This window comes from Streptomyces sp. NPDC048389 (genome assembly GCF_040706335.1).
GTDB lineage: Bacteria > Actinomycetota > Actinomycetes > Streptomycetales > Streptomycetaceae > Streptomyces.
Genome location: NZ_JBEZKP010000094.1, coordinates 1 through 11,695, shown reverse-complemented (window position 1 = coordinate 11,695; position 11,695 = coordinate 1). Strand labels below are relative to the sequence as shown.

10 protein-coding genes, 1 tRNA gene and 2 pseudogenes are annotated in these 11,695 nt (G+C 72.1%); 12 read left to right on the top strand and 1 reads right to left on the bottom strand.

Features of this window, described 5'->3' with window-relative positions:
• From AB0903_RS33425 to AB0903_RS33375, 11 genes and pseudogenes are all read left to right on the top strand, one after another.
• A pseudogene (locus tag AB0903_RS33425) lies at nucleotides 1-96 on the top strand (IS5/IS1182 family transposase); the annotation flags it as partial.
• Between the two features lie 98 nt (nucleotides 97-194).
• A pseudogene (locus AB0903_RS33420) lies at nucleotides 195-575 on the top strand (prenyltransferase); the annotation flags it as partial.
• The gene (locus AB0903_RS33415; protein ID WP_366708508.1) at nucleotides 572-1,504 is read left to right on the top strand and encodes a sugar phosphate isomerase/epimerase family protein; all 933 of its coding nucleotides are present in this window, start codon (nucleotides 572-574) and stop codon (nucleotides 1,502-1,504) included. The pseudogene AB0903_RS33420 and the gene AB0903_RS33415, both read left to right, overlap by 4 nt.
• Nucleotides 1,501-2,148 (top strand): EboA domain-containing protein, encoded by a 648-nt coding sequence (locus AB0903_RS33410; protein WP_366708507.1) that lies wholly within the window; start codon nucleotides 1,501-1,503, stop codon nucleotides 2,146-2,148. Before AB0903_RS33415 ends, AB0903_RS33410 begins: the two co-directional genes overlap by 4 nt.
• A complete protein-coding gene (locus tag AB0903_RS33405) occupies nucleotides 2,148-2,996 on the top strand; it encodes a TatD family hydrolase (RefSeq protein WP_366708506.1) in 849 nt (282 codons plus the stop codon). Before AB0903_RS33410 ends, AB0903_RS33405 begins: the two co-directional genes overlap by 1 nt.
• 12 nt (nucleotides 2,997-3,008) lie before the next feature.
• Nucleotides 3,009-4,178 carry a metabolite traffic protein EboE gene (eboE, locus tag AB0903_RS33400; protein WP_366708505.1) on the top strand — a complete coding sequence of 390 codons (1,170 nt, stop codon included), beginning with the start codon at nucleotides 3,009-3,011 and terminating at the stop codon, nucleotides 4,176-4,178.
• A 19-nt stretch (nucleotides 4,179-4,197) separates the two neighbouring features.
• On the top strand, nucleotides 4,198-5,637 hold the full coding sequence (locus AB0903_RS33395; RefSeq protein ID WP_366708504.1) for a nucleotide pyrophosphatase/phosphodiesterase family protein: 1,440 nt from the start codon (nucleotides 4,198-4,200) through the stop codon (nucleotides 5,635-5,637).
• An 11-nt stretch (nucleotides 5,638-5,648) separates the two neighbouring features.
• The gene (locus tag AB0903_RS33390) at nucleotides 5,649-6,818 is read left to right on the top strand and encodes a sugar phosphate isomerase/epimerase family protein (protein WP_366708503.1); all 1,170 of its coding nucleotides are present in this window, start codon (nucleotides 5,649-5,651) and stop codon (nucleotides 6,816-6,818) included.
• A gap of 197 nt (nucleotides 6,819-7,015) precedes the next feature.
• Nucleotides 7,016-7,660 (top strand): HAD family acid phosphatase, encoded by a 645-nt coding sequence (locus AB0903_RS33385; protein ID WP_366708502.1) that lies wholly within the window; start codon nucleotides 7,016-7,018, stop codon nucleotides 7,658-7,660.
• A 479-nt stretch (nucleotides 7,661-8,139) separates the two neighbouring features.
• A complete protein-coding gene (locus AB0903_RS33380; RefSeq protein WP_366708501.1) occupies nucleotides 8,140-8,631 on the top strand; it encodes a sortase in 492 nt (163 codons plus the stop codon).
• A gap of 103 nt (nucleotides 8,632-8,734) precedes the next feature.
• Nucleotides 8,735-9,406 (top strand): class F sortase, encoded by a 672-nt coding sequence (locus AB0903_RS33375; RefSeq protein WP_366708500.1) that lies wholly within the window; start codon nucleotides 8,735-8,737, stop codon nucleotides 9,404-9,406.
• 43 nt (nucleotides 9,407-9,449) lie between these two features.
• Here AB0903_RS33375 and AB0903_RS33370 read toward each other — a convergent pair whose 3' ends face one another.
• Nucleotides 9,450-10,772, bottom strand: a complete 1,323-nt coding sequence (locus tag AB0903_RS33370; protein WP_366708499.1) for a DUF2254 domain-containing protein — start codon at nucleotides 10,770-10,772, stop codon at nucleotides 9,450-9,452.
• Nucleotides 10,773-10,937: 165 nt separating this feature from the next.
• Here AB0903_RS33370 and AB0903_RS33365 point away from each other — a divergent pair.
• Nucleotides 10,938-11,025, top strand: a tRNA-Leu gene (locus tag AB0903_RS33365).
• Nucleotides 11,026-11,695: the final 670 nt, after the last annotated feature.

Sequence of the window (11,695 nt, the reverse complement as noted above, 5' to 3'; positions counted from 1 at the left end):
CTGCTGGACGGCACCCTCGCCGAGTGCGACCGGGTCGGCGACGGCCGGGCGGACTACTCCCACAAGCACCGCCGGCACGGCGTGAACCTGCAGGTTCCCGTCAGGGTTTCGGGGAGGGGCGGAGCGGGGGACTCACCACGCCGTCCCGCGCCGCCCGCACCGCCCGCACCGCCCGCGCCGCCCGCGCCGCCCGCGCCGCCGCCGTGCTCGCCGCGCACACCTACGCCGTCACGGCCGTGTCCCGGCACGAGGCGCACGGCGGTTCGACGACCACGCCGCTCGCCGCACTCGGCGCCACCGCGGTGATGGGCGCCGTCCTCGCCCGCCCACCCGCCGGACCCGCCCCCGTCCTGCTCGCCGCCGCCTACCTCCGTACCGCCGCCATCCCGTATCTGCACGCCGCCCTCAACCCGTCCGCGCCGCTCACGCAACGTGCCGTGGGCGGCGGCATCCGCGCCATGATCCCGCTGCAGGCCGCGCTCGCCGTCCGGTCCGGCGCGGGTCTCACCGGGCTCGCGGTGATGGGGCTCGTGCCGCTCGCCCGCAAGCTCGCACGGAAGGTGAGTCCCACATGAGCCCAGAGACGAACCCGGAACGACTCCGCCTCGGCTACGGCACCAACGGCCTCACCGACCTCCGTCTCGACGACGCCCTCGTCCTCCTCGCGGACCTCGGCTACGACGGCGTCGGGCTCACGCTCGACCACATGCACCTCGACCCGCTCGCCCCCGGCCTCGCCGCCCGCACGAGCCGGGTCGCCCGCCGGCTCGGCGACCTCGGCCTGACCGCCACGGTGGAGACCGGCGCCCGGTACGTACTCGACCCGCGCCGCAAGCACGGCCCGTCCCTGCTCGACCCGGACCCGGACGGCCGCGCGGCCCGCACCCGGCTGCTCGTCACCGCGGTCAAGGTCGCCGCCGACCTCGGTGCGCACGCCGTGCACTGCTTCAGCGGCAGCACCCCGCCCGGCACGGACGACGACACCGCGTGGAAGCGCCTGGAGGAGGCGATCCTGCCCGTGCTCGACGCGGCCGCCTTCGCCGGTGTGCCCGTCGCGATCGAGCCCGAGCCGGGCCATCTCCTCGCCACCCTCGCCGACTTCCACCAGCTGCGCACGTCCCTCGGCAACCCTGTTCCGCTCGGTCTCACCCTGGACATCGGCCACTGCCGGTGCCTGGAGCCCGCCCCGCCCGCCGAGTGCGTCCGCGCGTCCGCGCCGTGGCTGAGGCATGTGCAGATCGAGGACATGCGCCGAGGTGTGCACGAGCATCTGCCGTTCGGCGAGGGGGAGATCGACTTCCCGCCCGTGCTGGCCGCGCTGGCCGCCATCGGCTACCAGGGCCTCACGGTCGTCGAGCTGCCCCGCCACTCCCACGCGGGCCCCGAACTGGCCCGCCGCTCCATCGAGTTCCTGCGCACCGCGGGGGCGACCGGCGCCGCAGGCACCGCGGAAACGATCGGTACCGAATGCGCCCCGGCCCCGAAGGGAGCCCCCGCATCGTGACGCAGCCCGCACCCCCGACCCGCGCGGACGTCGGCGCTCGGCTGGCCGACGACGCCGCCCGCGCCTGGCTCGACGAGGCGCTGGCCGACGCGGCCCGCGCGGCGCAGGCGCCCCCGGTCGCCTCCTCCCCGTACACCGCGCACAGCTGGGAACTCAGCTTCGCCGCCGCCGGGCGGCACTGCGGTCAGGGCAACGCGGACGCCGTCCGCACGCTCCTGCTCGTCGAGGCACGGGCGGGGGTCGAGACCCTGACGCGGCTCTACCGGCAGGGCAGCGCCGCGGAACGCCGCGCCGTGCTCCTGGCGCTGCCCGCCCTGGTCGACGGCCCGTGCGCCGTGCACCTTGTGGACGACGCCCTGCGTACCAACGACACCCGGCTCGTCTCCGCGGCCGTCGGCCCCTACGCCGCCGCCCGTCTCGCCCCGCACGCCTGGCGGCACGCCGTCCTCAAGTGCCTGTTCACCGGCGTCCCCCTCGACGCGGTCGCGGACCTGGCCGTACGGGCGGCCGGTGACGGCGAACTCGCCCGCATGCTCACCGACTACGCCGCCGAGCGCACCGCCGCCGGCCGTGACATCCCCCACGATCTCGACCGCGCACTCGCCCTGACGGGTGAGCGGCCCCAGCGGCACCAGGAGCTGTGATGCGTATCTTCGACCCCCACATCCACATGTCCTCCCGCACCACAGACGACTACGAGGCGATGTACGCGGCCGGGGTGCGCGCCCTCGTCGAGCCCTCCTTCTGGCTCGGCCAGCCCCGGACCTCCCCGGCCAGCTTCTTCGACTACTTCGATGCCCTGCTCGGCTGGGAGCCCTACCGCGCCGCCCAGTACGGCATAGCCCACCACTGCACCGTCGCGCTCAACCCGAAGGAGGCGAACGACCCCCGCTGCACGCCCGTTCTGGACGCGCTGCCCCGCTATCTCGTCAAGGACTCGGTCGTCGCCGTCGGCGAGATCGGCTACGACTCCATGACGCCCGCGGAGGACACCGCGCTCGCGGCGCAGCTGCAGCTCGCCGCCGACCACGGTCTGCCCGCGCTCGTACACACGCCGCACCGCGACAAACTGGCCGGGCTGCACCGCACGGTCGACGCCGTCCGTGAGTCGGGCCTGCCCGTGGACCGGGTCCTGCTGGACCATCTCAACGAGACGACCGTGCGGCCCGCCCGCGACAGCGGCTGCTGGCTGGGCTTCTCGATCTACCCGGACACCAAGATGGACGAGGACCGCATGATCACGATCCTGCGGACGTACGGGACGCAGAAGGTGCTCGTCAACTCGGCCGCCGACTGGGGCAGAAGCGACCCGCTGAAGACCCGCAGGGTGGGCGACGCCATGCTCGCGGCCGGTTTCAGCGAGGACGACGTCGACCAGGTCCTGTGGCGCAACCCGGTCGCCTTCTACGGGCTCAGCGGACGTCTCCAGCTCGACGTCCCGAAGCCGGAGGCCCTGCACGAGGGCAACTCCGTCCTGCGCGGCGGGGAATGAGAGGAGCCACGGATGCGCTTCCGTCACCCCGACGGCTCCACCGTCCACCTCTCCTACTGCACCAACGTCCACCCCGCGGAAACCCTCGACGGCGTCCTCGCCCAGTTGCGCGACCACTGCGAGCCGGTCCGCAGACGCCTCTGCCGCGACCGTCTCGGTATCGGCCTGTGGCTCGCCAGGGATGCCGTCCGCTCCCTGACCGCCGACCCGGCGGCGCTGCGGGGGCTGCGGGCCGAACTGGAACGGCGCGGCCTCGAGGTCGTCACGCTCAACGGCTTCCCCTACGAGGGGTTCGGCGCGGACGAGGTCAAGTACCGGGTCTACAAACCCGACTGGGCCGACGCCGAACGCCTGGCGCACACGACAAACCTGGCCCGGCTCCTCGCGGCCCTGCTGCCCGACGACGTCACCGAGGGTACGATCTCCACCCTTCCGCTCGCCTGGCGGACCGGCTTCGACGCGCACGCAGCCACGGCCGCCCGCGCCGCACTGAGCACCCTCGCCAGCCGGCTCGACGCGCTCGAGGAGCTCACCGGCAAGTCCATCCGTATCGCCCTCGAACCCGAGCCCGGCTGCACGGTGGAGACCACTGCCGACGCGATCGGACCCCTGACCGCACTGCCGGGCAGCCGTATCGGGGTGTGCGTCGACACCTGCCATCTCGCCACCTCCTTCGAGGACCCCGGTACGGCGCTCGCCGCGCTCGCCGCGGCCGGTGTCGCCGTGCCCAAGGCGCAGCTGTCGGCCGCCCTGCACGCCGAGCACCCCCATCTGCCCGAGGTGCGCGACGCGCTCGCCGCGTTCGCGGAGCCCCGCTTCCTGCACCAGACCCGCACCCTCACGGCAGCCGGGCTGCGCGGCACCGACGACCTCGGCCAGGCCGTGGCCGGTGACACGCTCCCCGACGGCGGCCCTTGGCGCGCCCACTTCCACGTCCCGCTGCACGCCCCGCCCGCCGCACCGCTCACCTCCACCCTCCCCGTGCTCCGCGACACCCTGACCCGGCTCGTCGGCGTGCCCGAGCCCGTGACCCGCCATCTCGAGGTCGAGACCTACACCTGGCAGGCCCTCCCCGCCGAGCTGCGGCCCCGCACCCGGGGGCAGCTCGCCGACGGGATCGCCGCGGAACTCACCCTCGCCCGCGACCTGCTCACCGACCTCGGCCTCAAAGAGCTGCCGTGAAGGACGTGAAGGAACTGCCATGAGCGACCAGCGCCCCACCCCCCTTCTGGTCCTGGACGTCGTCGGCCTCACCCCCCGGCTCCTGGACCACATGCCCCGCCTCAAGGCGTTCGCCGCGGCCGGCTCGCAGGCGCACCTGACCACCGTGCTCCCGGCCGTCACCTGCGCCGCGCAGTCCACTTTCCTCACCGGCGCCCTCCCGGCCGAGCACGGCATCGTCGCCAACGGCTGGTACTTCCGCGAACTCGGCGACGTGCTGCTGTGGCGGCAGCACAACGGCCTGGTGTCCGGCGACAAGATCTGGGACGCGGCCCGCCGCGCCCACCCCGGGTACACCGTCGCCAACATCTGCTGGTGGTACGCGATGGGCGCCGACACCGACGTCACCGTCACCCCTCGGCCCGTCTACTACGCCGACGGCCGCAAGGAGCCCGACTGCTACACCCGCCCGCTGGCGCTGCACGACGAACTGACCGAGAAGTTCGGCACGTTCCCCCTCTTCCGCTTCTGGGGGCCGGGCGCCGGCATCGCCTCCAGCCGGTGGATCGCCGACGCGACCCGCCACATCATGCGCACCCGGCGGCCCGACCTGACCCTGTGCTATCTGCCGCACCTGGACTACGACCTCCAGCGCTACGGCCCCGACGACCCCCGTTCCCACCGCGCCGCCGCCGACCTCGACGCCGTCGTCGGCCCGCTGCTCGACGACGCCCGGGAGGAGGGCCGCACGGTGGTCGCCCTGTCCGAGTACGGCATGACCCGGGTGAGTCGCCCGGTCGACATCAACCGCACCCTGCGCCGCGCCGGTCTGCTCGAGGTCCATACCCAGGACGGCATGGAGTACCTCGATCCGATGGCCTCGCGCGCCTTCGCCGTGGCCGACCACCAGCTGGCCCACGTCTATGTGCGCCGGCCCGAGGACCTCGGCGCCGCCCGCGAGGCACTGGCCGGCCTGCCCGGCATCGAGCAACTCCTCGACGACGAGGGCAAGAAGGACCACGGGCTCGACCACCCGCGCTCGGGGGAGCTGGTGGCGATCGCCGAGCCCGACGCCTGGTTCACCTACTACTACTGGCTCGACGACGCCCGTGCCCCCGACTTCGCACGGCTCGTGGAGATCCACCGCAAACCCGGCTACGACCCCGTCGAGCTGTTCACGGACCCGCACGACCCGTATGTGCGCCTCAAGGCGGCCAAGGCCGTGGCCCGCAAGAAGCTCGGCATGCGCTACCGCCTCGCGGTCGTGCCGCTGGACCCGTCACCGATTCGCGGCAGCCACGGCCGCCTCCCCGCGAGCGACGAAGAAGGCCCGCTCGTCCTGTGTTCCACCCCCCGCGCCGTGTCGGGCCGCGTCGAGGCCACCGAAGTGAAGTCCCTGCTGCTCCGGCTGGCCGGCCTCGACGGCCGGCGACCCACTCGTGAAGGCAGCGCGCCCGGCAGAAGTCTTCCATCGAAGTGAGAGGCAATCACGTGACCGCGTTGAACGAAGAGAGCGTCACCGACGACTCGCTGCGCCGCACGCTCGGCGTCAGCCGCCGCCGTTTCCTCAGCACCTGCACGGCCGCAGCCGCGGGGGCGATCGCCGCTCCGGTCGTCGGAGCCGCACCGGCGCTGGCGCTGAGCGAGCGGGACACCGGCACCGGGGCCTCGGGCCATGGCAGGTCCTCCCTGATCCCGCCGCACAAGCGCGGCATCATCCTCTACACGGTCCGAGACGCGACGGGCCGCGACCCGCTGTCGACCGCTCTGCCGTCCGGCTTCCGTGAGGTCTTCAAGCAGCTGTCCCGCCACGGCTACCGGCAGGTGGAGTTCGCCGGGTACCGCCAGCACCCGAACGCGCCGGGCGGCGCGAACCTGGAGAGTGTGGAGGGCGCGAGACTGCTGCGGTCCTGGCTGGACGAGTACGGGCTGCGGGCGCAGGGCAACCACGGCTTCATCCCGGGCTCCTGGCCGCTGACCTCGACCGACCTGGACCGGTTCAAGCAGTCCCTGGAGATCGCCGGCATCCTCGGCATGCGCCACATGGGCACCGGCGGTGACCCCACGAGCAGCTCCTATCGGGCCGACTGGGACGTGGCCGCCGACAAGTGGAACGCCCTCGGCGCCGTCGCCCGCCGCGAGGGCATCAAGCTCTACACCCACAACCACGACTCGGCGTACGGCTTCCTGCTCGACGGCGGACCGCTCGACGACCAGGGCCGCCCGACCCGCAGCTCGGGCATCCGCAAGCTGGAGTACTTCCTGAAGGTGACCGATCCGCGCCTGGTCTGGCTGGAGATGGACGTCTACTGGGCACACGTCGCCCAGTACAAGTTCCGCACCTACACCGCCCACGACGGTTGCCGGCGCGAGCAGGTCTTCGACCCGGCGGGTCTGGTGGCACGGCACAACGTGCGCTACCCGCTGTTCCACGCCAAGGACGGCACGGTCAACACCCAGCACGGCCAGGGTTACGACATGGTGACGTTCGGCGAGGGCGACATCGACTACCGCACGTTCTTCCGGCGGGTCGGGGCGAAGAACTACCACAACCCGATGATCGAGCACGACGGCGCGCCCAGTGCCACCGACCCCGGGCAGTCCCTCGAGGTCGCCCGGAAGAGTTACGACAACCTGGCGGCCCTGCGCGCCCGCCGCTGAACCGGCGGCGGCCCTCCTGATGGACCGGGGTCCACCGGGCGGGCCGCCCGTCCGTCGTCCGCGGACACAAAAGAGGCTACCGATCGGTAGTAAGAATGTCGCCTGCCGTCCATTATTAAGCGCGAGCATGTCAACTCGTTCGCCCGACCCGGGTCGAACGGGCTCCCTGAGCTGCCTCCACACCCAGGAGACCCCCCATGCATGCACGCACTTGGACGGTCCGCACCACCGCAACCGCCGCCGCCCTGACCTTTGTGGCGGCCCTCCCCGTCGCCTCCGCCCACGCCGACACCGCGACGGCGGCGTCGGCCACCGCGCCGACGGCAACCGAGGTGCAGACGCCGGGCGTCGACTACGACACCTGGCTGCGCGACGTCGCCGCCGTCGTCGACGAGGCCCGCCCCTACATCGAACAGCGCACCGCCGACGCCGCCGGCGAGAAGCAGGCGATCGTCCTCGACATCGACAACACCTCGCTGGAGACGCACTTCCACCCGTTCTGGGAGCTGCCCACCCCGGCCATCGAGCGGATGCGCGGCCTCGCCCGCTTCGCCGACTCCCGCGGTGTCGCCGTCTTCTTCGTCACCGCGCGACCCGGCATCATCCACTCCCTCACCGACTGGAACCTGAAGCGGGTCGGCTACCCGGTCGACGGTCTGTACGTCCGCGATCTGCCCGACCTGTTCAACGAGGTCAGCGCCTACAAGACCGAGAAGCGCGCCGAGATCGAGGCCAAGGGCTACACGATCATCGCCAACATCGGCAACAACACCACCGACCTGGTCGGCGGCCACGCCGAGCGGACCTTCAAGCTCCCCGACTACGACGGCCAGTTGTCGTAACCGGCACCCGGGCAGCCGGCCGGTTCAAGCGGCGCTGGAGGAGAACGGCGCCCGAACAGGCCGGCCCCCGTACGGCCGGGTGGCCGTGGTGACCGGTCTCCCGGCCGCCGCGGCCACCCGTGGCCGGTCGTGGACGGGCACCTCGGTCCACACGGGGACCGTACCGGCCGGACCGGATCACAGGTTCGGGGACCCCGGACGCGGGATCCGGACGCGGGATCCGGACGCACTCAGCGCTGGGGGCATGCCCATAGCCCGTCTGCGCGACCCTCCCCGTGCCGTCCGCCGCGGTGACCTGCAACGACGGCGCAGAAGGAGCGGGCCGTGCACCTCACCGGGTGACGGCGAGGTGTCGGCCCGTCCCGTTGCGGTGATCCCTAAGTGTCGGCCGCCTTGTGCACCGAGCACGGCAACCGCGCTCGGCACAGGCGCCAGGCAGACAGGCAGACAGGCCGGACCCTGCTCCACTGGAGGAATTCATGCGTATCGCACGTGCCGGACTCCCGGCCGCCCTGATCGTCGGCTTTCTCGCCCTGTCCTCCCCGGCCGCCGCGGCGGCCGGGGAGGACGACGGGAGCGTCAGCATCAGCGAACAGCGGGCCGTGCCGGGGACCACGGTCACCGTCACCACCACCGCCTGCGGCAATGAGACGTACGGCAAGGGGGAGTCGGAGGCGGGAGGGCCGTTCCACCTCTTCGAGGGCGACCGGAAGGGGACCCTGGTGGGCGAGTTCGAGGTCCCCGACGACGCCGCGTCCGGCAGCGACACCGTCACCCTGAAGTGCCCCCCGAGGACCAAGGTCACCGGCACGTACCAGATCTCCGGCCGCCCCAACGGCGCGGTCGACGCGGGCTTCGGCGACTCCGCGGGCAGCACCACCCGGTTCGCCCTCGGCGGTGTGCTCCTCACCGGAGCCGTCGCCGGCACGGTGTTGAGGATGCGCCGCCGCCCGAGCAGCATCGCCACCTGACCGCGGCCCCTCCCTCCCACGGCCCCCGCCCCTTGGTACTGCTCTGTGCCGGGGGCGCGGGGATCAACCCGTCCGCCCGCCGTAGATGCAGAGGCTCGCCACGATGGAGAACGGTCACCGGCCGAGGGCCGCTGAGAGACCGGCGTTCCCCGTCCCCTCGTTCAAGGTGCTCGCCTGCGCGGCGATCGCGGGAATCCTGCTCATCGCCGACGCGGCCCGTGACGAGCATCCGCCGCAGCCGTCGTCCGCCCAGAGCCGTTCCGTCTCCGCCCTGCCCGCTCCGCGCACCGCACCGGCGCCCACCGGAATCCAGGCCCTGCCGCAGTCCGACCCGGTCCGGATGGTGATCCCCGCCATCGGAGTGAACGCCCCCATGACGCGACTGGAACTGGACGACACCGGCGCGCTGCGACCGCCGCCCGCCGACGAACCCGGCCTGGCCGGCTGGTACGGCCGCGGCACGGCACCCGGCGCGACGGGCACGGCCGTCACGGCAGGTCACGTGGACACCCCCATGGGCCCCGGCGTCTTCTACCGGCTCGGCGCCCTCACCAAGGGCGACACCGTCGAGATCATGAGGGAGGACGGACGCACGGCCGTCTTCGCCGTCGACGCCGTGGAGGTCCACGACAGGAACGACTTCCCCGACGACAAGGTCTACGGCGATGCGGACCGGCCCGAGCTGCGGGTGATCACCTGCGGCGGTCCCTACTCGCCCGGCACCGGCTACCAGGGCAACGTCGTCGTCTACGCGAGCCTGAGCGCGGTCCGGTAGCGGCGGGCGCCGCCCCCGTGGGCCACCGTCCTCGACCGGTCCCTCACCCGATGCCCTGGCGGTCGGAGCGCAGCGCGAACGCCCGTTCGGCCGCCTCGGGTACCTCCCGTTCCACCGCCTGCACCAACAGTGCACGGTGCCGCTCCAACGGCTCGCGCCGCTCGGCCGGCACCAGCCGCAGCAGATCGTCGTAGGCCGCCATCAGCCGCCGGGACACCTGAGGGTCGCGCAAGGCCCGACCGCGGATCTCCGCGAAGCCGAGATCGACCAGGTCCCGCCACTCGGGACCGTCCTGCACCAGCCGCACCACTCCGTCGCGGTCCCGGTGGTGCACGGCCCCCAGCGGCCGGTGCGCGGCGGCCGCCAGGAACTGCACGATCCGGTCGACGCACTGCACGGCGGTGGTCGGATCGTTCACGGCCGGCGACAGGGCCCGCAGCCCGATGTCGGACAGTTGCCGCAGTCCGAACCCGAGATCCTGATGGAACGTCCGCTCCACCCCCACGGACACCGAGGACTGCAGCACCTGACGGGCCGGCAGCGCCTTCCGGCCGTCCGCCCGGCCGCCGTGCACGGCGATGACCGGTGTCCCCGGCACCACGAAGTCACCGATCCTGGGCACGAGCCGCAGCACCACGTCCTTGCGCCGGGCGGCCCGCACGAGCCGGGCCACATGCACGTCCCGCAGCGTCCCCGACCTGCCGCGGTGCGGGACGGTAGCGACCTCGCCGGGCAGCGGTGCCCCTTCAGGGTCCTGCGCAGGCATCCGCTCCAGCACCCGGAGCGACTCCTTCGCCACCCGTTCCACCACGGGCCCGACCTTCATCAGCTGAAGCGTCTGCGTCACGTAGGCGATGAACAGCAGCAGACTGACCCCCACCATCAGCAGCGTCACAGCGCTCTGCAGCAGCGGCACGGAGACGACCAGCTCAGGGTCCTGCTCGCTGTCGTAGGAGGTCAGCACCAGCAGCGACAGCAGGAACGTCGCCAGGAACACGGAGAACGTCGCCTTGCTGATCCGGCTCCGGATGAAGATCCGTACGATGCGGGGACTGAAGTTCCCCGCCGCCATCTGCACGGCGACCAGCGAGATGCTGAACACCACCCCGATGAAGGTCATCATCGCGGAGGCGATCGTGGTCACGATGGTCTTCGCGTCCTCGGCCCACCCGATCAGCGTGCGGACGGCGTCGAAGTCGCGGTCCTCCCGGAGCGCCTCCAGCAGCGCCGCGTCGAGGGCGTCGGCCAGCGCCCAGAGCACGAAGACGAGAACGAGCGCCGCGCTGGGAGCGAACCAGAAGGTGTCCCGCAGATGCTCGCGCAGCGGGGAGAGGGGCCGGGGCTGCCGATGGGTACGAAGGCTCACGCAGCCGACCGTAGCCTCACGCCACGCATCCGTGCGGATACACGCTGTCCGGTGCGTGTTTACCGGCTCCCCGGCGTCCCTGACCACGCAATATGCGGGTGAGAGGCGCCTCGAAGCCCTGGTATTGTTGTCCATGTCGCCGCGGGAGACCGGGGCCGACCACCGGTCCGGGTGGCGGAATGGCAGACGCGCTAGCTTGAGGTGCTAGTGCCCTTTATCGGGCGTGGGGGTTCAAGTCCCCCCTCGGACACCAGCCAAAACCCCAGTTGATCTGGGGTTTTTCTGTTTCTCCGGCTGTGGCGTGACCAACCACGTGACCAACAGCCGAGCGATTCCCCAGGTCATTCCAGGGATGACAGGCCGAGTCGGCCCTCACCGGAGGGGGCGAGCTTCCGCGCTCCGTCCTTACGTCCGCGCTCTGTCCTTACGTGCGTGCCCGTAGCGGGCCATGGTGGCCCGGCGGGTGGTGCCGGACGTTCGGGGAGACCTCCACGGGGTTCTCCCCGGCCTTCAGATCGTTCGTGACCTTGCCGACTGTGCCGCCAGTCGTGAATCCGGAGGTCCTCCCGGCAGGTGCGGCCGCTTCCGCAGCGAGCGCCACCGCGCCGACACCTTCTCGGCGTCCTGCGGTCCGCCCGCCTCACCCCGGTACAGCTTGAAGCCATCACGGGCGAGCACGAGATCCCTGTTCCCCGCGCGGCGCCGAGCTGTTCCCGCTCCGCGTCCTGACGTTGCCCCTCGTACTCCAGCTGTAGTTCGCGATCTTGCTGGTCGGGGCTGACCCGAGAACGGGTGCGGCCACCGGTGATCATCAGTGTGTGAAGACAGCAACACCGTTGCGTTTGAGTTTTGAGTCGCAGGTCAAGCCCTGGTGAATGACGCAACGGGACGTCCTGATAGATCAACTTGTGTCGAGCAAGAAG